Source organism: Chryseobacterium sp. MA9, from assembly GCF_024399315.1.
GTDB lineage: Bacteria > Bacteroidota > Bacteroidia > Flavobacteriales > Weeksellaceae > Chryseobacterium.
The window spans coordinates 4,235,077-4,255,731 of record NZ_CP075170.1 but is presented as its reverse complement, the minus strand read 5'-3'; the positions used below and the strand labels follow the sequence as shown (position 1 = coordinate 4,255,731).

At 36.0% G+C, this 20,655-nt stretch carries 22 protein-coding genes; 3 read left to right on the top strand and 19 right to left on the bottom strand.

From position 1 onward, the window contains the following. Nucleotide 1 precedes the first annotated feature (1 nt). Nucleotides 2-619, bottom strand: coding sequence for a DUF1684 domain-containing protein (locus KIK00_RS19535; RefSeq protein ID WP_255813948.1), 618 nt, complete (start codon nt 617-619; stop codon nt 2-4). A 131-nt stretch (nt 620-750) separates the two neighbouring features. Here KIK00_RS19535 and KIK00_RS19530 point away from each other — a divergent pair, with 131 nt between their 5' ends. Further along, nucleotides 751-2,331, top strand: coding sequence for a GMC family oxidoreductase N-terminal domain-containing protein (locus KIK00_RS19530; protein ID WP_255813947.1), 1,581 nt, complete (start codon nt 751-753; stop codon nt 2,329-2,331). A gap of 2 nt (nt 2,332-2,333) precedes the next feature. Here the strand turns inward: KIK00_RS19530 and KIK00_RS19525 are convergent, their stop codons facing one another. The 4 genes from KIK00_RS19525 to KIK00_RS19510 form a co-directional block, all read right to left on the bottom strand. Continuing rightward, nucleotides 2,334-3,200 carry an AadS family aminoglycoside 6-adenylyltransferase gene (locus KIK00_RS19525; protein WP_255813945.1) on the bottom strand — a complete coding sequence of 289 codons (867 nt, stop codon included), beginning with the start codon at nt 3,198-3,200 and terminating at the stop codon, nt 2,334-2,336. 5 nt (nt 3,201-3,205) lie between these two features. Further along, a complete protein-coding gene (locus tag KIK00_RS19520; protein ID WP_142719526.1) occupies nt 3,206-3,604 on the bottom strand; it encodes a hypothetical protein in 399 nt (132 codons plus the stop codon). A 66-nt stretch (nt 3,605-3,670) separates the two neighbouring features. Further along, nucleotides 3,671-5,176, bottom strand: a complete 1,506-nt coding sequence (gene mqo / locus KIK00_RS19515) for a malate dehydrogenase (quinone) (RefSeq protein ID WP_255813944.1) — start codon at nt 5,174-5,176, stop codon at nt 3,671-3,673. A 279-nt stretch (nt 5,177-5,455) separates the two neighbouring features. Next, the gene (locus tag KIK00_RS19510; protein WP_255813943.1) at nt 5,456-6,496 is read right to left on the bottom strand and encodes an NAD(P)H-dependent glycerol-3-phosphate dehydrogenase; all 1,041 of its coding nucleotides are present in this window, start codon (nt 6,494-6,496) and stop codon (nt 5,456-5,458) included. Between the two features lie 225 nt (nt 6,497-6,721). Here KIK00_RS19510 and KIK00_RS19505 point away from each other — a divergent pair, with 225 nt between their 5' ends. Continuing rightward, nucleotides 6,722-7,750, top strand: a complete 1,029-nt coding sequence (locus KIK00_RS19505; protein WP_255813942.1) for a M23 family metallopeptidase — start codon at nt 6,722-6,724, stop codon at nt 7,748-7,750. A 59-nt stretch (nt 7,751-7,809) separates the two neighbouring features. Here the strand turns inward: KIK00_RS19505 and KIK00_RS19500 are convergent, their stop codons facing one another. The 6 genes from KIK00_RS19500 to KIK00_RS19475 form a co-directional block, all read right to left on the bottom strand. Then, nucleotides 7,810-8,490: a hypothetical protein gene (locus KIK00_RS19500; protein WP_255813941.1), complete on the bottom strand. Its 681-nt coding sequence runs from the start codon at nt 8,488-8,490 to the stop codon at nt 7,810-7,812. A 166-nt stretch (nt 8,491-8,656) separates the two neighbouring features. Beyond that, nucleotides 8,657-9,829, bottom strand: coding sequence for an MBL fold metallo-hydrolase (locus KIK00_RS19495; protein ID WP_255813940.1), 1,173 nt, complete (start codon nt 9,827-9,829; stop codon nt 8,657-8,659). Between the two features lie 17 nt (nt 9,830-9,846). Beyond that, nucleotides 9,847-10,500 carry an NAD(P)-dependent oxidoreductase gene (locus KIK00_RS19490; protein ID WP_255813939.1) on the bottom strand — a complete coding sequence of 218 codons (654 nt, stop codon included), beginning with the start codon at nt 10,498-10,500 and terminating at the stop codon, nt 9,847-9,849. 60 nt (nt 10,501-10,560) lie between these two features. After that, nucleotides 10,561-10,971 (bottom strand): Rrf2 family transcriptional regulator, encoded by a 411-nt coding sequence (locus KIK00_RS19485; protein WP_255813938.1) that lies wholly within the window; start codon nt 10,969-10,971, stop codon nt 10,561-10,563. 66 nt (nt 10,972-11,037) lie between these two features. Continuing rightward, nucleotides 11,038-11,988 (bottom strand): hypothetical protein, encoded by a 951-nt coding sequence (locus KIK00_RS19480; protein WP_255813937.1) that lies wholly within the window; start codon nt 11,986-11,988, stop codon nt 11,038-11,040. A 145-nt stretch (nt 11,989-12,133) separates the two neighbouring features. Beyond that, the gene (locus tag KIK00_RS19475; protein ID WP_255813936.1) at nt 12,134-12,568 is read right to left on the bottom strand and encodes an FKBP-type peptidyl-prolyl cis-trans isomerase; all 435 of its coding nucleotides are present in this window, start codon (nt 12,566-12,568) and stop codon (nt 12,134-12,136) included. 297 nt (nt 12,569-12,865) lie between these two features. On the opposite strand from KIK00_RS19475, the gene KIK00_RS19470 reads away from it, so the two are divergent. Continuing rightward, nucleotides 12,866-13,867, top strand: coding sequence for a catalase (locus tag KIK00_RS19470; RefSeq protein ID WP_255813935.1), 1,002 nt, complete (start codon nt 12,866-12,868; stop codon nt 13,865-13,867). A 178-nt stretch (nt 13,868-14,045) separates the two neighbouring features. On the opposite strand, the gene KIK00_RS19465 is transcribed toward KIK00_RS19470, so the two are convergent. The 8 genes from KIK00_RS19465 to KIK00_RS19430 all read right to left on the bottom strand — a co-directional run bounded on the left by KIK00_RS19465 (nt 14,046) and on the right by KIK00_RS19430 (nt 20,651). Then, entirely contained in the window at nt 14,046-14,459 is a 414-nt protein-coding gene (locus KIK00_RS19465) for a nuclear transport factor 2 family protein (protein WP_255813934.1), read from the bottom strand. 3 nt (nt 14,460-14,462) lie between these two features. Further along, a complete protein-coding gene (locus KIK00_RS19460) occupies nt 14,463-14,990 on the bottom strand; it encodes a TetR/AcrR family transcriptional regulator (RefSeq protein ID WP_255813933.1) in 528 nt (175 codons plus the stop codon). 345 nt (nt 14,991-15,335) lie between these two features. Next, entirely contained in the window at nt 15,336-16,379 is a 1,044-nt protein-coding gene (locus tag KIK00_RS19455) for a TerC/Alx family metal homeostasis membrane protein (protein WP_370647717.1), read from the bottom strand. 85 nt (nt 16,380-16,464) lie between these two features. Further along, nucleotides 16,465-17,073: a TerD family protein gene (locus KIK00_RS19450; protein ID WP_034693587.1), complete on the bottom strand. Its 609-nt coding sequence runs from the start codon at nt 17,071-17,073 to the stop codon at nt 16,465-16,467. A 70-nt stretch (nt 17,074-17,143) separates the two neighbouring features. Beyond that, nucleotides 17,144-18,085, bottom strand: a complete 942-nt coding sequence (locus tag KIK00_RS19445; RefSeq protein WP_255813931.1) for a hypothetical protein — start codon at nt 18,083-18,085, stop codon at nt 17,144-17,146. Nucleotides 18,086-18,101: 16 nt separating this feature from the next. Beyond that, the gene (locus KIK00_RS19440; RefSeq protein WP_255813930.1) at nt 18,102-19,277 is read right to left on the bottom strand and encodes a toxic anion resistance protein; all 1,176 of its coding nucleotides are present in this window, start codon (nt 19,275-19,277) and stop codon (nt 18,102-18,104) included. Nucleotides 19,278-19,279: 2 nt separating this feature from the next. Further along, on the bottom strand, nt 19,280-19,837 hold the full coding sequence (locus KIK00_RS19435) for a TerD family protein (protein ID WP_047428250.1): 558 nt from the start codon (nt 19,835-19,837) through the stop codon (nt 19,280-19,282). Continuing rightward, complete coding sequence (locus KIK00_RS19430) at nt 19,827-20,651, bottom strand: phosphoribosyltransferase family protein (RefSeq protein WP_255813929.1); 825 nt, start codon at nt 20,649-20,651, stop codon at nt 19,827-19,829. The genes KIK00_RS19435 and KIK00_RS19430 overlap by 11 nt, the downstream gene beginning before the upstream one ends. Nucleotides 20,652-20,655 lie beyond the last annotated feature (4 nt).

Genomic DNA, 20,655 nt, shown 5'->3' with positions numbered 1-20,655 from the left:
ATTAGTGATGATAGATATCTTCATACATTACTCCTGCCCGGATTTCCACAGGAAGTTTATTTTCCTCGGGGACAATAGGGCAATTGTAATCGTAAGCATTATAAGCGCAAAAAGGATGATAGGACTGATTAAAATCAAGCACGATGGTATTTCCTTTCGGAATTTTCAGATCCATATATTTTCCTCCTCCATAAGTTTCCTTTTCATTGGTAGCATCGCGGAATGGAAGAAAAAGATAGTCTTTAAATTTATCTTGCTTAATCAAAGCCAGGCTTTGATACAAAGTAACCGTATAGGGTTTATCATCCAGCATAAAAGTGGCTTTCCCATACTCCTGATACGTCTTTGTTTTTCCTGAAGAAGTGGGAAGTTCAAAGGGTTTTGTATCTTTTGATTTAACAAATTTTGCCTTTACTCTGTATTTGGCATCAAAAGGAAAGAAAGGGTGTCCTTTAAAGTTTTTAAAGTTATCTCCCCTTAATGGAGTCTCTTTTGGATTGAGATATTCAGCATTAAGTTCTTTCTGAAATTTCTGAACATCTTTCTCTTCCTTTGAAACTGTTTTCTGAGAAAAAGCCCATAATGGAAGGAGTAAAAAGAGTACTATATATTTTTTCATGCATGTAAAATTATAAGTAAAACTATGAATTTTCGGAACAACAAAAGTTAAAATTCTAATAAAAAAACATAATCTGTTTTAAATAAAATAAGCGCCTGCTGATCTAGCATACTTTTTGGAAACCAAAGCTCATGGACAGAAAAAATTTCATCAGGACCAGTGCATTGGCCATATCAGGTTTCTACTTTCTTCAATCTGAATTATTCCAGGCTGCGGAAAGAAAAAACAGCCAGATAAAAGAAAATACAGATGTTCCTATTGTAATTATTGGCAGCGGGTACGGAGGAGCTGTATCTGCATTACGTCTTTGTGAAGCTGGGAAAAAAGTAGTGATGCTTGAAATGGGTCTTAACTGGGAAAAAGCAGGAATCCCATTTTCCAATCTGCTGAAACCGGGAAAAAGTTCGGCATGGCTGAAAAAGAAAAGCATTGCACCTTTCATGAATATTTTTTCTTTGACTCCTTTTACCGGGATATTAGACCGTCTGGATTTTGATCATATCAATATCTGGGTAGGAAGAGGTGTTGGCGGAGGTTCTCTTGTGAACGGAGGAATGGCTGTTACTCCCAAAGAAAGTTATTTCAAAGAAGTTTTTCCTGATCTTGATACTGAAAAGTTTTACAGTCATTACTTTCCTTTGGTACGGGAAGAACTCAAAGTAAATGTGATTGACGAGCAGTTTCTGAAAGACTGTCCTTATTATAAATTCACGCGGGTAGGTGAAGAAGAGGCCCATAAAGCTGGTTTTAAAACTATGAGAGTTCCAAATGTGTATGATTTTAAGTATATGGAAAAAGAATTCCGGAATGAGGTGCCCCGTTCTGCTCTTAATACCGAGGTTATCTATGGCAACAATTATGGAAAAAACAGTTTGGATAAAACCTATCTCAGAAAAGCACTGGAAACCGGAAACTTAGAAATCCTTGACCTCCATCGTGTCCAAACAATAAAACTCAATGATGATAAAAGCTATACATTAAATGTCCAACAGATTGATACTTCGGGAATTTTGGTTGCTGACAAAGTTTTTAACTGTAAAAAGTTGATTCTTTCTGCAGGAACAATGGGAACTTTACAGCTTCTGTTACAATCTAATGCAGAAAACAATTTTCCTGTTCATGAAAAGATCGGGAAAAAATGGGGGAACAACGGAAATTTTATGACCGGAAGAAACTGGGTAAAACCTTTATCAGGAGGTACAGGAGCCAAGCAGTCTACTATTCCGGTAGGTGGAATTGACAACTGGGAGGATCCGGAACATCCGTTTTTCACAGAAATTGCCCCTTTACCAATGGGAATGGACGTTGCTACCGCTTTATATCTGCTGATCAACAGAGTTGATAAAAAAGGGGAAGTTGCTTACAATAAAGCCAGCCAATCCCTGACTTTGAACTGGGACGAAAGCAACACTGTTAAAATGAGAGAAAATGCTCAATATTTTATCCGGAAAATGAATAAGGCTAATGGCGGAACCAGAAGTCATTTGCTTTTCAATAATGGTTTTGGGGCTGATATCTGCTATCATCCGCTTGGAGGATGTGTTTTGGGTGAAGCTACCAATGAATTTGGAAAGCTAAAAGATCATGAAAACCTATATGTTCTGGACGGATCGCTGATTCCCGGAACTATTGGTGTTAATCCCTTTGTAACCATTACAGCCATTGCTGAATACTGTATTGAAAATCTCATCAAACAGAATGAATTTGTCTGAAATTAAGGCATTGATTGTATTTCTGTAAGATAGTTTCGGATATCATCTTCCAGTTTTACCGGATAGATAAAATGAAGTTTTTCGACCAAAGAAGTTCCCAGTTCATGTACCAGATCAGCAAAGGCGAATAGGGCTTTCCAGTTTTCTTCAATATTATTTCCAGAGAAAGTGTCTTCCACTTTATTCCATAGGTCTGAGGGAAGATATTTTTTGAAGAGCCTTCCGTGTTTATTGGCTGTTATATTATTCCAATCATGATTTGCACCAATATACCATTCTATCAAAGGAACAAGGTAATCTGTACGCAGTACATTTTCAGACATAAATTTGGCATAAAAAATATCACCGCGTTTAAGGCATTTTGCCACATAGGTAATATCCCACCAGAAATCATTGAACAGCTGCTGAAATTCTTTTTCTGTGGGCTGATGTATCATGATAGACTGGTACGTAGCCGGTTTCAGATTTTTTGTAAGATGATCTTTATCTATTAAAACCTGATATCCTACATCCCAATCTTCAGGAAGAGTTTCTTCATTGATTTCTTCAATAAATTCTGATACCTGATACAGCTTAAAGTCAACTTTCACATGATCTCTATACAGAACCATTTTCATGGCATGTTTTCCCTCAAAAACACTGTCATCTTCTTCAATCATAGAAATAGGATCACCAAAAAGCCTGATCCATTCATTTCTGTGTTCATAAGATGCCCTGTTTTCAAAAACAAGTTCTACATCAAGGTCGCTTAAATCATCTACAGGAGCATACGGGTTTACCAATGAACTGGTCAGAAGAACAGCACGGATGTCAGGATTGTTTTCAGCCCAATGAATAATCTGTTCCAGTTTTTCTTCCCTTATTTTCATTTTTATTAGGATTCTGATATTTTTACCCGATACACATCAGAAGAATTTCTTTTGATTGATTCTACAAAAAAGCCGCCTTCTTCAGGAATTACTTCTTTTAAATCAAAACTTTTACAGTCTTTCGGAAGCCCGGAAAATATCAGGGTAAACCAAAAATCTTTCATAAAAGGAACCGCTGTCCAATAGGGAGAAATTGAAATATTTTCTGCATGAATCAATTTGCTTCTATGCTCAGACTGGTTGTCAAAAAGATAGGTCGAATGCCAGATCCTGATCAGGTTTCCCAAAAACGGTGATGCCGGAAAACAACAGTGTACAATCACCTGTTTTTCCTCTTCTGTTTTTGCCTGAAGAGATTCCAGGATTTCCTTTGCAATAACAGGTTTTACAATTACTTCTTCCACCTTCTATAAATAATGAGTGATGAACAATGAGTAATAGCGGCTACTACTCATTGTTCATCACTGATGTTAATATTCTAATTCTAATTTTTCTTTTGTATAATTTCTCACCTCATTGGTCAGTTCAGGATTTTCAGCCAGTTTTTGTCCATAGGAAGGAACCATTTCCAGCAGTTTCCCTTTCCATTCGCCATGAAGTTTTTCCGGGAAGCATTTTTCCAGCACGTTCAACATAGCATATACTGCTGTAGACGCACCTGGTGAAGCTCCCAGCAGAGAAGCAATAGTGCCGCTCTTATTCACTACCACTTCAGTTCCGAACTCCAGTTTTCCCCCTTCTTTTTCATCTTTCTTGATGACCTGAACCCTCTGGCCTGCTACTTTCAGTTCCCAGTCGTCTTCTTTGGCATCTTTTACAAATTCTCTTAAATGCTGCATTCTCTGAGATTTCGTCATTGCAACTTGCTGGATAAGGTATTTCGTCAGAGGAATATTATGCCACCATGCTCCAAAAAGTGATTTCAGGTTTTTGGTGTTTACACTTTCGGGAAGATCAAGATAACTTCCTTCTCTCAGAAATTTGGTGGAGAATCCTGCAAAAGGTCCGAATAGAAGAGCTTTTTTACCATCAATAATTCTAAGATCAAGGTGAGGAACAGACATTGGAGGTGCATCTACCGTAGCCTGCGTATATACTTTAGCCTGATGTTTTTCTACCAATTCCTGGTTATGGCTTACCAGCCACTGTCCGGAAACCGGGAAACCTCCATAGCCTTCACTTTCTTTAATATCCGAACTATCTAATAACGGAAGTGCGTATCCTCCGGCTCCAATGAAAACAAAGTCTGCCACCACTTCCTGTTTTTGGCTGTTGATCCTGTCTTTAACCTTCATTTCCCATTTCCCGTCTTCTCTTGCATCAATATCTTTCACTTCGTGATATAAGAAAACCTCTACATTGGAATCTTCCAGAAGATGTCTTCCCATTTTTCTTGTCAGTGTTCCGAAGTTCACATCCGTCCCCATGTCCATCTTCGTTGCTGCCATTACTTCAGACTGATTTCTTTTGCTCATAACCAAAGGAATCCATTCTCTCAGTTTCTCATGATCTGTAGAAAATTCCATTCCTGAGAATAGAACAGATTCTGCCATTTTATCATGGCGCTTTTTAAGATATTCAGCATCTTTTTCCCCGAATACCAAACTCATATGCGGGCAGGAATTAATAAATTCTTTTGGCTCATGAATATAGCCCTTGGTGAGCAGATAGGCCCAGAATTGTTTTGAAATTTCAAACTGTTCTGCAATACTTTCTGCCTTGGTGATATCAATAGACCCGTCTGGTTTTTCCGGAGTATAATTTAGCTCACAAAAAGCAGAGTGCCCTGTTCCGGCGTTGTTCCACGCTGCTGTACTTTCTTTGGCAAATCTTCCGAGTCTTTCGAAGATTGCGATTTCAAGATTTGGATCAAATTCATGAAGCAGCGTTGCTAAAGTGGCGCTCATGATTCCGCCGCCTATCAGTACAACGTCATATTTAGGTTTCGGTGTTCTGCTTGTAAGCGATTGTGACATAATTTTAAATTTTACTTCAAATTTCGGGAAAAGTTTTAAAAACCGGAACGCGTTTAACGATTTTAACACGTTAATTTTTGCTGTGGAAATACTTCTTGAGTACACAACAAAAAGCCATGGAAAATTTCAATAAAACATCATTGAAATGATTGATAATATCAGATCATTATGATCTCGGGGATTATCAGAATGAGTACAAAAAAACTTAAGCATTGAAATGCTTAAGTTTCGATTAATTTTATTTTGCAAACAGGGGTTTAGCAATAAAGCTCTGTCTTTTTAATTCAATTTTGCCGTCAGTTTTTTAAACTGTTTTTCAGCATTTTTACCTTCATAAAGAATGGCGTATATGGTATCTATAATTGGCAGTTTAAGATTTTTCTGTTTCGCAGTTTTATAAATAGAATCTGCTGCATAGTATCCTTCCGCTACCATATTCATAGATTGAATTGCAGATCTCACAGTATATCCTTTTCCAATAAGATTTCCAAGGTTTCTGTTTCTTGAGAAAAGTGAATAAGCAGTCACCAGAAGGTCGCCTAGATAAGCACTTTCATTCACATCTCTCGGGGCTTCATAGATTGCCTCCAGGAAAGCTTCCATTTCACGGATTGCATTGGAAACAAAAACAGCGGTAAAGTTATCTCCATACCCTAAACCACTTGCTATTCCCGCTCCTATCGCAAAAATATTTTTAAGAATGGCACTGTATTCATTTCCTAAAATATCTTTACTTGTATGCACCTTAATAAAGTCTGAACTGAAAATTCCTTCAAGTTTTTCAGCCGTTTCATCTTCTACTGCCGCAATGGTAAGGTAAGAAAGTCTTTCCATTGCTACTTCTTCCGCATGACAAGGTCCTGCAATAACCGCCTGATTTCTGAACCCGATTTTAAATTCATAACGCAGATAATGGGCTACTACATCATTTACTTTAGGAATAATCCCTTTAATTGCAGAGATAAAAATCTTATCTGAATAATCACAGGTCATTTTATCCAGTGTATCAGACAGGTAAATAGACGGGGTTGCCAGAACAATAACGTCACAGGCAGAAACCAGTTCGTTGATATCTGTTGTTAATTTTAAGCTTTTCAGATTAAAGTGAGCAGCTGTAAGGTAAGTCGGGTTGTGTCCACGAAGCTCGATGGCTCCTTTTACAAATTCATTTCTTACGCACCAGTGTACAACTTTACAGTTTTCAACAAGCATTTTTACGATAGCGGTTGCAAAACTTCCGCTCCCTACAACTCCTACAGAAATATCCTTTTTATTCTTTTTTGGATTCGAAGATTCTGAAATAATTTTCTTTTTAGCCATAATTGGAATGTGAACTGCAAAGATATTAAAACAAAGACGTAACGAAGGCTTTGAAACTATGATAAACACCATTTTCTGAAAAAATTAACACTTCAACACAATTAAACAGCTAATTAACCGTTAAATACAGAAAAAACTGAATTTTAATTAAAAATAACCCTCAAAGCTTATTTTTAATTAAATTTGCAGCTTCAAAACCGTTTTAAATTTACTAAGAGAAGAAATATGAAAAAATTTCTAAGCAGCAAGAAGAACGTAAACATTCTCCTGGGAGGACTTTTGCTAGTAGTTTTTGCACAGGGTGTCTTCATTGCGAAGCTCTTTTCTGAAAGAGACGACAAAACCTACGAAGTCAATCTTGTAAAAATAAACACTGAAAAAGACAGTGTAGATTATCTAAAAATGAAAACTGATCTTACGCTCGTAGATCAGACAGTTGCTCAGCTCAACTCCTTCCTGAAGTCCAAAGACATTACCAACGAAAAGCTGATGATGCTCAACCAGGACAGTATTTCAAATTCTATTTATCTTTCCAAACAGGCAAACCGATACAGCCAGTATCTGATGGACCTTCAGAAAAAACTGATGCAGGTTCCACTAGGTATGCCTACAGACGGATATATCTCCTCTAATTTCGGAGTGAGAAAAAATCCTATCCCATTCAAAACTGTTTTTGCATCGGTAAAAACCAGTACTGCAGCAGAAGCGAAACCGGTAGTTGCTGCAACTCCAAAACCTGAAGTAAAAGCTGAACCTGTTGAGAAAATTATAGAGCTTACTGACAGCTATGGAAATAAAAGAGAAGTAAAGGTGATGGTTACACCAAAAGCTGCTCCTGTGGCTGCAACCTCTGCTCCTTCCACTATAAAAACTGTTGCCGGAACGACAACAACCAAAACGGCCACTGCTGAAAAAAACAATCCGCCTGCTGAAGCTGACCAGATGCAATTCCACAAAGGACTGGACATTGCCGTTGCCTATGGTTCTGATGTAAGAGCTGCTGCTGCCGGAACAATCATTTTTTCCGGACAGAAAGGAGGCTATGGAAACTGCGTAATTGTTTCTCACGGAAACGGGCTGGCTACACTCTACGGGCACTTATCACAGCTTGTATCTAAAGTAAATGATAAAGTAAAAGTAGGTCAGGTGATTGCTAAATCCGGAAATTCAGGACGTTCTACAGGTCCTCATCTTCATTATGAAGTACACAAAAACAATACTCCGATTAATCCGAAATTGTTTATGAATCTATAAAAAGAAAGGCTGTTCACATAGAACGGCCTTTTATTTTTAAATGTTGATCTGTTGTATTTTTATGGAAACTCAATATTCAAAAGTTTTTTTGTCTTTCTGTCGAATGCCATATTAATAAAAGGAAAAACTTTGTCTCTCACTCCTACTTCTCTTATTACAACAATATGTCCCAAATTGGAATCTTCAATGAATTCAAATCCCTGGAACTGTGTTTTTTTAATTGGTCCTGCTATAGAATCCATTCTGGAAAGGACCTCTTTTGCCACTTTCTCCTTAGGTTTAAATTTAGGATCAAACATTTCAAGAATTCCGCTGTAATCTTTTTTGAGTAGAAATGAATTCACCTTTTCTACTTCCGGATATATATTTTTTACTTCCTGCAGTTCTTTTTGGGTGAATGATTTTGTAAAACTTGCACCATCAGATAAAAGTAATTTTGTTTTAATAACATCATATTCTCCAGGTTTCTGATTCTGAAAAACTATAAATGCAATATTGGCGGCATTGGAGATCGCTCTTTGAGGCTGACTATTGATGAGCTTACTATCTTTAACCTCCACTTCAAAAAAATCGCTGGATTTCCCATTCAACGTTTGCACTCCTTTTAACATTTCAGCATGGCCTCCATAAAATTTGAGAATTTCGTCGACAGATTTTTTATCTTCGGGTGTTGTTGAAAGTTTACCACAGCTGAATAAAAACAGCAGCAACAGAAAAGGCAGAATTTTAATTAATTTCATCGGTTATTATTTGGTTAGGTTACAGGTCCTTTTTGTTTCATAAAAGAAAATTTTATGCAAATCAAATATAACAAAAATGAGTATATAAAACGTTTCTGCACTTTGTTCCACTGCCAGACATAAAAAAAGTACATGTAAAATTTACATGTACTTTTAATTTTTATCATTACTTCAAAATCTTAAGAGTTCCTTTCGGATGGGTAAATGTACCGTCAGGACTTGCAATATTTGAGTACACTATATTTTTATTATAATCCTGAATATGGGTTACGTTGAAGCCAAGATGTGGTTCATGCCAATACACCATAAAGACATTCTTCGCTACTTCTACAGCAGTATATTCTACAGTATCTGTGCTGTTTTTTGAACTTCCTGCTGTTCCGGTGAAAGTCATTGTTTTGTTATCTTTAAAATCAAGAAGGAATTTTACGGTTCCGAAATCAACTTCAATCTTATGACCGATGGCCGGGTATGGAGATTTCAGATCCCAATCCATTTCTTTAAGAAAAACCTTCACACCCATTTCCAGTTCTTCTTTTCCAGGCAGGTTAGGGTATTTTTTAACCATAAAATCTACAATGGCAGGTGAAGTTTTATTTTCTGTAACTGCTTGTTTATAGTTTTCCAAATAGCTTTTCACAAAATTAAGAGACTGTGGTGATGTAGAAAGTTCTGCGAAATGGGAAGCAATCACCTGCTCCGGTTTCAAAGTTTTCATCGCATCAATCTGCCCAATCCACTGGTCAATCGCTTTTACATTCTGAGTATCAGCCATCCAAAGGTGTGAGCCTACAGAAACTGAAATCCCGCCAGCAATGGTTTTAATAGAAGGAATCCAAAGAAAACTGTGTGCCGAATCTTCTGGATTTTGTCTGATTTCAATTTTGTTTCCTTCAAGATCAGGAATTGAAACAGCGGCTTCCGGAACTATAACTTCCGATGGTGCATCTGCTTTCAACTGTGGTTTCCATACTGCAAGTTTATCATCTTTTGAAGCGGATATCAGATAGGCTGTCTGTGCTGTTGAAATGATCTTTGCATTAGGAAAAGCTTTTCTTATCACATCCAGTCCAAAATAAAAATCAGGATCACTGTGAGAAATAAAAACTGTTTTCAGGTTTTTTCCTGTTGCTTTTATTTCTTTAACAAGCTGCTCTGCATATTGTTTCTGAAATTGGGCATCAACAAGCATTGCATCTTTATCTCCATAAATAATGGTGGATGTGATCGGGAAAATAGCTTTGGTTCCCGGATTGTACACTTTCACTTTGAGATTTCCGGCAAATATGCTGATAAATCCCAACAGCGTCAATAAAGACAATAATTTCTTTTGTATCATTTCTGTTCTTTTCTTAATTAATAAGCTGCTGTAAAACGTTCTCTGATATGGTTGTTCTGCTCCAGTTCATCTACCAAAACTACGGCTACATCTTCTACAGACAGACGGCTTCTTCCGTTTTCATCAAATACCGGGGTTTCTAATGAAGTTCTGTATTTTCCTGTTCTTTCTCCTACATTTGCCTGGTTCATTTCTACTGCAGGGCTGAAGAATGTCCAATCCAGAGTTTTGTTTTCTTTGATTTTGTTCAGATAATCTCTTGCTGCTGTAGCACCTGGTTTGTAAGCATCCGGGAAATCAGGAGTGTCTACGATCTGTACATTATCCGGAGTGTAAAGGCTTCCTGCTCCACCTACTACGATAAGTCTTTTTACCCCAGACTGTTCTACTGCTTTTTGAATATTCTCAGAACCATTCAAAAAATCATTGTAAAGATTAGGATTTGTCCATCCTGCATTGAAGGTGCTGATTACGGCATCATTTCCTTTTAATGCTTCAGTCAATTCATCTACATTGTTTACATCAACGCTTTTTGCCGTTACATTTGCCTGTGATTTTACCTTAGATGCATCTCTTACCAATGCTTCTACAGCATATCCTCTGTCTGCTAATTCTGCTACTACGTGTGCCCCTACAAATCCTGTTGCACCAATTACTGCTACTTTTTTCATAATGTTTTATTTTTAAATTAAATTGTAATAAAATTTGTTACATTTAAGGTTAAAAAATTTTTATTCGAACTGGTCAGCGAATTTCTGTAATGACTTGTCTCCTAAAAACTTTACCACCAAATGATCCGTTTCTTCAAATAATGTATTTAAATGAACGTTAATTTCCTTACCAACACTGCATGCCGGATTAGGATTCTGATTTTTCTTACCTAATACTTCTGTATTCTTTACTGCTTTATAGATCTCCGAAATGGTGATCAATTCTGCATTTTTGCCAAGCTGACTTCCTCCTTCTTTTCCTTGTCTGCTGTTAATCAGACCTGCTTCTCTCAATACGCTGATCTCCTTTCGGATAATCACCGGATTTACATTGATACTACCGGCTATCCACTCGGAAGTAAGCCACTCCTGAGGGCTCTTCGCCAATAATGTCATAATATGTATTGCCGTAGCAAATCTTGTATTGTTCATTATAATTACATTGCAAAGGTAAGTATTTTTCTAAATGTAACAAATTTCATTACAGTTAATTTTTTCTTAAAGGATTAATTTATCCAGATCAAGCAGCAGATAATTGATATTCTGATTGATAGTACGGGTTGCAGATTGCATCTGATTGAGCATGGCAGCTCGGTTATTAAGGTCATCTGCTCTATAATATCCCCCATCACTGAAGATTACAGACTTATCTGCAGCTTCTTTTACATCATCAAACTGATAATGAAGCCATCTTTGTTTCATATTTCCGATAATAGAATATTCTTCTTTGTTGGAAAATTTTTTCTCAGTATACATATACCAGATAAAGGGAGGAAAGTTGGGAGATTCCAGTTTTTCTCTCCATATATCCCTCAAAAGATTTCTCTGGTGGATAAATTCTACTTTTTTTCCTTTAGGATTAAGGGTTGCCAAACCGAACCCTGCTCCTAAAACACCTCCTCCGATACCTATTGCATTATCCCAGCCGTCACTTTTCACAATTCCACCGGCAATGGATGAGGCTGCTCCGGCAATGATAGAATATAAAATCAGCTTATTGTTTCTGGAGGCATTCAGATTATCCACATAGCTACCGATCTGAGCAACCCGCTCTCCTTCACAGTCGAATTCTGCAGCCACAGCATCCAGCTCTGTTAAAGCAATGGTAATTCTGCTGTTGATTTTGGTTTTAAGCTGCAATATTTTCACCTGTGAAGTGAGAGAAGAATCTTTTTTAAGTTCGATGATTTTATGTACATCATCAAGATTACCCAATGCATTTAAAATTAAAACACTTTGATCGGTAAACATTCCGCTGAGTTCTTTATTGGCTGTTAAAATAGAATCCGAATTATAAGACGGAAGTTTATTACTGTAATTGTACTTAAAGGGAGCTTTACAGTAACTGTCCTTAAGGGTAAGAATATTCTGCTGGATTGCCTGGTTCTTTTTGGAAACACAGGATACCAGTAAGCTAACCACAGCGAAAAGGTAGAAGAGTTTTTTCATTCAGTCATATTTTTGTGTTGCCGAAACAATTATAAAACAAATCTTTTTCTGCCACCTTTGCTTTACAATTTACCAATACGAATATAGTACAAATAAAAAAAATTACCTGAAATCAGATAATTTTTTAATTTATTTTTAAGAAGGATTATTTAATATCCAACAATTCAACTTCGAAGACAAGCGTACTGTTTGGTCCGATCTCTTTGCTGATCTCCTGATCTCCATAGGCTAAATGCGGTGGAATGATCAATCTCCATTTGCTTCCAACCGGCATCAGCTGAAGTGCTTCTGTCCAACCTGAAATCACTCTGTTTAAAGGGAAAGATGCAGGTGTACCTCTTTTTACAGAGCTATCGAATACTTTACCGGAAATAGTGGTTCCGTGATAGTGGCATTTTACAGTAGACTTAGGTCCTGGTTTCTGGCCATCTCCTTCTGTAATGATCTCATATTGTAAGCCGCTTGGTAATTGCACAACGCTTTCTCTCTTACCATACTCTTCCATATATTCTTTACCATCTTTCAGGTTCTTTTCTGCCAATTCTTTTTTACGTTTAAATAACAAATCTGCTACTCCCATATTATAATTTTTTTACAAAGATAAGGCTTTTAGACTTTGAAGATGGAAGCACCAGGATGGAAGTTTAAAAATCCGGAGCATTTTCATATCAAACCACGCCTTTTAATCCATTCATATTGTAAGATAATTAATCACTAATAATCAACAAGTTAAACATATTATTTATTAAGATTTAGCAAACATATTATCTTACATCTCTTTATTTAAAAGTATCTTTTCAACAAAATTCAAATAATTGTAATACTTACTTAACACAGATTCCGAAACTTGGCGTTATAATTGAATTTTAAAAACTAAATGCCAAATCCACTAAAATATAATAAGAAGTTTGATGAACTGAATGAGGAGGAAAAAAAACTTCTGGAAATCAATAAAAAAACAATTGCTGATTTTGTTGAGCAGTCCTCTTCCATCAGTGACGTCAATTATGCAACCCGGAATGCCCATGCTAAAACATATGCCGTAGCAAAGGGAACGTTCTGGATTGAACCTGATATTCCGGAATCTCTACAGGCTTTCTTTGACAAGGAAAAATTTGATCTGACCATCCGGTTTTCCAATGCTCAGCTGAAAATTCAAAATTCAAAAAAAGATATTCCTGCTTATGGGTTTGCTGTACAGATCAGGGATGAGAACGGTGGATTGCTTGCCAATTATCCATTGGTGAATTTCCCTTTGTTCCCTATCAATTCTGTTGCTACTTTTCTGAAATTGTTTACCGCTGTTAATAAGCTTTACATAAAAAAATGGAGCAGCCTGTTTCCAATGCTTTTTCAGATAGCAAAAATAATTCCCTCATTATTAACAAATGACATGGTTCGCAACATGATCAGACTTATTGGGAAAAGAAATGATTTCATCCTGTCGTTTGATTATTATTCTGTAGGAGCTTACCGTCTGGGAGATCAGGTCATTAAAATAAAGCTGTGTCCTCAATCTGTAGATAAAAATATTGGAAGAAAACAAAAGATCAAAGATTCGTTAAAAAACTACCTTCAGATGCATGATTTTTCAGCAGATGTTTTGATACAGATTTGTTATGACCTAAAAGATCAACCGATCAACCGACTGAATGTTGAATGGAAAGATTCTCCTTTTATTAAAATTGGTGAGGTCAGAATCAACAAAGACTCCTTATTGGATTCACGCAATTGTTCGAATGAGCTTCTTTCATTCAATCCTTTTGAAAGTAAAATATTCTTCCAGCCCGTAGGAAAAATACAAAAACTGCGTGATGAAGCTTATAAAGTTTCTGTACAGACGAGGAGAAAGATTAATAAGCTGCTGCATGGGAAATAAAAGTAGATGAATAATAATTTAGAAACGTAAGGGCGCAAAATTTTTCTGATAAACATTATACTTTTAAGACACAAGGATTTTATCTCCGATAAAATTTGTCGAGATCTATTATGACAACATTAGTAGAAATTTTTTTATCAATAAAACAAAAGACTGTTGTAACAACAGTCTTAAAATTTTATCTGAACTTTCGATCTTCTTCTTTGATAGCCAGATCATTGATGCTTGCATATCTTTTCGCCATTAATCCGTTTTCATCAAACTCCCAGTTTTCATTCCCGTATGCTCGGAACCAGTTGCCATCTTTTGTCTGATATTCATATTCAAAGCGAACAGCAATGCGATTATCCGTGTGTGCCCAATATTCTTTTTTAAGCCTATAATTAAGCTCCTTCTCCCATTTTTTCTGAAGAAATACTACAATCTTTTCTCTACCATTCACAAATGTATCTCTGTTTCTCCATTCACTGTCGATAGTATATGCTTTGGAAACTTTTTCAGGATCCTGACTGTTCCAGGCATCTTCTGCAAGTTGAATTTTTTCCAGTGCCGTTTCAAGGGTGAAAGGCGGAAGCGGATGTTTCTGTTCCATAACTTATTGTATTAAATTGGTTGCTATTTTTTTTGATTTTTCAATTAATTCATTGGATTTGAAAAGCTGGCTTTCTATGATACTGCTTTCAAAAAGCATATAGACATGGTCGGAAAGAATATCATCATTCATTAATTCTAAAAAATAATTTCTGAGATCAGCTTTATGAAACTGAATGACACTCAGAATTTTAACATTATCCATTGGAATTTCTGATAAAATATTCAGGAAGCTGCACCCTCTGAAGTTTTCCTTTTCGTTCATATAAACCAGGAAATCGAAAGCTTTGATAATTTTAGATGTTGAATCTTTTTCTTTTGCTAAGAAGTTATTGAGTTCATTGAACCAATATTCATGTCTAACATTGAGAAATTCTACACACAGATCTTCTTTGGATTTAAAATACTGATAGAAGCTTGCTTTGGCTACTTCTGCTTCAGAAATAATCTGGTTGATTCCGGTAGAGTTATAGCCCTGTTTGGCAAACAATTGAAATGTGGTTTCTATTATTCTTTCTCTTGGAGATTTCATGTTGCTTCTTTTTATGAAACAAATGTATGAAAAAAAATAACATACAGACCAGTCTGTCTATTATTTTTTTGAAAAATATTTTCTTGAGAATTTTGAAAACGCAAAGGCACGAAATTCTTATGGATATATCATATTAAAGGGGCAAGGATTCTACCTCTGATAAAATTTAATACTGCTACAAATAATTAATAAGTACTCTTGTTGAAAATCTTCGATTTTCTTGTGTCTTTAAAAAAGTAAAATGTTTATTCTCTTTGCGCCTTTGCGTTTTCCAACAAAAAAATTTGTAAAGAAAAAAGCCTCCAGAATTAAATTCTGGAGGCTTTTTATATATTTTAAATATGATTATTTTTCTTCCAACTCTTCTTTCTTCTCTTCTTCTTTTTCTGGGAAGATAATAGATAAAAGAACAGAGATTACCAATACTCCTCCCACAATTCCTAATGAAACCGGGGATGAAATGTGAATCCATGGTGCAATAAGCATTTTAACTCCAATAAAGGATAGGATGATAGCCAACCCGTAAGGAAGTTTGCTGAACATATGAATAAAATTCGCTAACAGGAAATATAATGATCTTAATCCTAAAATCGCAAAAATATTTGATGTATAAAGGATGAATGGGTCATTAGATATTGCAAAAATAGCCGGAATAGAATCTACCGCGAAAAGAACGTCAGTAAATTCGATAACTCCTACTACCACTAAAAGAGGAGTTGCCATTTTAATCCCGTTCTGAATGGTGAAAAATTTATCTCCATCATAATTGTCAGAAACTTTCCAGAAACTCTTGATCAGTCTTGCTCCTGCTGTATTGCTGTAATCTTCATCGTCATCATCATCACCATCGCCCCACGATTTGATTCCCGCATACACAAGAAATAATCCGAACAATGTCATTACAATGTTGATTTTCACTGCTTCTCCAAAGATATTCATTTCAGGAAGATACGTCAGATTGATTAGCCCTACTCCGGCAAAAATAAATATCGCTCTGAAGATAAGAGCTCCAATGATTCCCCAGAAAAGAACTTTGTGATGAAGGTATTTCGGAACTTTAAAGAACCCGAAAACGAGGATAAATACAAATAAGTTATCCACAGACAGGGCCTTTTCAATCCAATAGGCTGCCTGATATTGTGTAAATTTCTCTATTGCTAAAGCGTGGCTTTCAGGGCTTCCATCGGTATTGAATACCCAATACACCACTCCTGAAAAAACCATTGAAAGCGAAATCCACACGATAGACCATATGGTAGCTTCTTTGGAAGAGACTTCATGACTTTTTTTATTAAATACCCCTAAGTCAAGGAGCAGCATGATAACGACTGTTACTGCAAATCCCCACACCAGACCAGGGTGCAGTTCTAAAATACTTTGATGTTCCACTTGAGTTATGTTATTATATGATAAAAGCAATAGATGTACAGGGTACAAATATTGCTATTTTACTTATCTTTTGATTTACAATTGATTATAGGTAATTCATCTGAACTGTCTGAACCGTCTGTTCCAGTTTTTTGTCTGCAGTAGGATCTCCGATCGCATTGAATTTCCACTCTCCGTTTCTCTTATAGAAAACTCCCATTACCATGGCCACATGTCCGCTGAAAGAAGCATCATTTGCAATATCATATTTTGCAAAAACTTCTCTTACATTGGTAGGTGATCCTTCATAAATACGGATAGAAGCAAAAGGAATTGTCCCGAAATCCTGGCCTCTGTAGCTGTTCAGTACCATTGCCACATGCTCTACATTCGGTTCCAGCTGGCTGAAATCTACAGTGATCACTTCGTTATCCAAACCGTCATCTCCGTTTACGTCACCCGTAAGGTCATCTCCGCTGTGTCTTACAGATCCGTTTCTGGATTTAAGGTTTCCGAAATAGATTACTTCTGTAACATTTTTGTTTGAATCATATAAAATACAGCTTCCATCTAAGTCTACTGCTTCTTTTTTAGTCCCAAAAAATCCTTTTTTCTCAATTGCTCCCCAGTTGATTCCTACACAAGCTTGGGAAAGTTCAGCTCCATTTTCTTTTTTAAGGTTGATTCTCTGACCTTTTTGTAAGTTGATAGCCATCTTTTTATCTTTAGTTGTTATTTATATTTTTTGCAAAAAAGTAAACCTTCTTTGCTTTTCAAATTTCGTCTTAGTTATTATTCAAATTAAGCATTGCCCGCAGGATATTTGTTTCTTCATCGAAGTCAAATATTTTGCTCATAATATCTATATTTTCCAGGTTTTTGATATAATCTTTCAAGACCCCTTCCACTTCTGCTGGTAAAGTACGTTTTCTTTCGTTCATACTATGTTCCAGTTGCTCATTTTTACTTCTCAGCTGATCAATAATAGAGCTCTGGTTAGATTGATTTTCAGAAATATCCAGCTTATCCAGTTCTTTGTCGAAAAGATACAACTTCTTTTCGTCTACACTGAAAATAAAGTGATCATCAGACTGAAAGATTTTAAAAAGTTCATAATCATGGGTTCCTATAAGGTATCCACACACAAAACGAACTTTAAACCCCTGTATATTGAGCCTTCCCAACAGCTTTCTTTCAATTGAATAATCTTTATACTGATAAGCCGGAAAAGTATCGGATTTCAACAGCATTTCGTCTGCTTCCGTCCTGTAAAATTCCTGGGCATATTTTTTATGAAAGTACAGTACATTATCCCAATTAGCTGTAAAACTATCTTCCGTAAGGTCTTTATACAAAGTTTTCAGATGTTGGGAAAATACACCGCTGTACATTTTCCTGTCAGTCTGAAAACTGTCTACCCGTCTTTCTTCAAAACCTGAAATATATTTATTGTTGATGTTAATTTCGTTGATGACAGCCAGCATATCATTTTCTTTCTGTCTTTTGATTTTAGTCAGAAGCTCTATGAGACTGTCCGTATACTGTAGGTGGAAAAGTTCCAGTTTATTATAATCTAAAGCCGTATTTTCCTGGAACAGATTGTGGATAATATCTGTTTTGATGTAAATTGATATTATGTCAATATGTTCAAAAAAATTAGCGAGAAGCTTAAGCTTTGTTAATCTCCTTTTGCTTTGCGACAATATGGTTGCTGCATCATCCCCCACCTTAGTATCCTATAAATTAACCTCTGACATTAGCTTTAAGTTCATGCTCCAATGTCTGAAGATCCTGATCCAGTTTTCTTCTGTTATCTGCTCCCTGTTTCTGGATTTGTTTCACTTCATTCAATGTATTGATAAGCATTGATGTTGTTTCTTTCAATGTTTCCACAGATACGATAGTCTGCTCATTAGCTCTGGCAACATTTATTGAGTTCTGCCCAAGTCGTTCTGCATTCTTTCTTAAGATTTCTTCAGTAGTAGAAGATACCTTCTGCTGGATTTCAATATTCTGCTGTTGTCTGTACATCGCGACAGCAAGTGAAAGTTGGTTTTTCCAGACAGGAAGTGTAGTGGTAAGAATTGTCTGTGCTTTTTCAGCAATAGAAACATTGTTATTCTGTACCAGTCTGATCTGTGGAAGCGACTGCATCATGATTACACGCACCACTTTAAGATCTGCCATTCTTCTGTCTAACCTTGCAATGAAATCTCTCTTATCCGCAATTTGGTAATCCTGAAAATTCTGAGGAGCAGTTTCCATTTGTGCCAATTCTACTGCAGCTCTTTCCATTCTGATATTTCCTGCAATTACAAGATCTTCAATTTGTTTTATCGAATTCACATTGCTCTCAAAAATAGTCTGAAGTACAGCGTTATCTTTTGTAGAAGTGATGATTCCTGCATTTACTTTGTAAGAGATCTGCTCAATATTATTGATGATCTTGTCATATTTTGCAAATAAATTTTCCACTTGAGTAATTACCTTCTTCATGAATGGTAGTTTACTTAGGAAGCTTTTAACTTTATTTCCGTTAAGCTCATCTACATCTACATAGTTAAGCTCTACTAAAAGATCATTGATAAGCCCTCCTACCTCTCCTGAGTTTGATCTTCTTACATTTCCTAAGAAGCTGTCACTCTGATTGGTTAAAGTTTTCTGAAGTTCCGCCCCGAAATTCACAATGGAACCTGGGTTGGCCTCGTCAATAGAGTTCGCAAGAACTTCATATTTCTGGCGTTCTTCTGACTGCAGCTGCGTCAGATTTACATTTCCTTCTCTATCCACAAGAACTGCCGGTGCTGCATTCTGAACAGGCTGAGCCGGAGTTGGAGGAACCATTGGAGTAGGTTCAAAGGTTTTAAGAGGTTCTATTGACCCTAGTGGATCTATGGGTTGATTTTCCTGATTTTCCATGATTACTTCTGATAAATTGATACAAATTTCTCAAGGCCGTCTCTTTGTCCTGCACCTACAGCCTCAAATTTCCATTCTCCGTTTCTGTTATAGATTCTTCCGAATTCTACAGCAGTTTCGATTGAGAAGTCTTCATCTAATTCATATTTTAAGATCTCTTCATTCGTATCTGTATTGAAAATTCTGATGAAAGAATTTCTTACCTGTCCAAAGTTTTGTTTTCTCGAATCTGCTTCGTGAATAGTTACTACTACTGTAATTTCTTTGATAGCATCATCTATTTTCGTAAGATCAATCTTGATCTGCTCATCGTCCCCTGATCCTTCACCTGTAAGATTATCTCCTGTGTGGATTACAGATTTGTCCGGAGACTCAAGGTTGTTATAGAAAATAAAGTGATTATCTGAAACTAATTTTTTGTCGTCCCCAAGTAAGAATAAAGATGCATCAAGGTCGAAAGCTGTTCCTGTAGAAGTATTATTGATATCCCATCCTAAACCTACAGTAAATTTAGGTGCGTTAATGTTTTCTCTTTGTCCTTTTTGTAAGTTAATAGCCATAATATAATTCCGTTTGTGTTAAAGTATTGATGTTATTTTCGTATTCTTTTATTAAATGATAATTGTTGCTGATAGCAAGTTCCAAAAGCTGCTCCATCTGTTCTTTTTTTACTTTAGACGTAAGATAATCAAAATTACTTGAATCCAGGCCTAAAATATATTTTACAATCCTAGTGTTGAACTGAAAACTTTCTTTATTCATCACATCTGCAACATGTTTTACATTTTTTACTGCATAATAATTAAAAAAGTTTTCAATTTTAGGATCAAGGTCAAAATTCATCAGTTCCGCATAATACAGGAACATAAAATCAGCTTCCACGCTATATTCATTCAGAATTCTGTTCACTGTATATTCATGACTTCCCGTGATTTTTATATCGTCTATAAAAATACAAAGTTTTCCTCTCAAAAAATCCTTATCTATATAATAAGTATCATTTGCGATCAGATTTTTTCGGTCTTCAAAATTAAGATTCCCGTAATCTGTGATGTAAGTATGATTACGATTGATTTTAGATAAAATACTGGATTTCTTTCCTTTTTGAAACAAATAAAAATCAAGATGTTTTTTAAAGTAAAAACATAAAAAATTGGAAGCCGTAGGAATAGCCATGTAAGGGCTTGGCAGCACTACAATCTCTTTATTTGTATTTAAAAGCTCTTCGTTTTCGGAAATAAATCCTTCGAATAATTCTCTTGCAAATTTTTCAGCATACGACTTATCGCCATACTTGAAATAGCTGTATTCTGCAGGTGAAAATGTAAACTCATCTGCGGAATGAATGTGGTGTAAGCTGTATCTATTGTTCATGTTT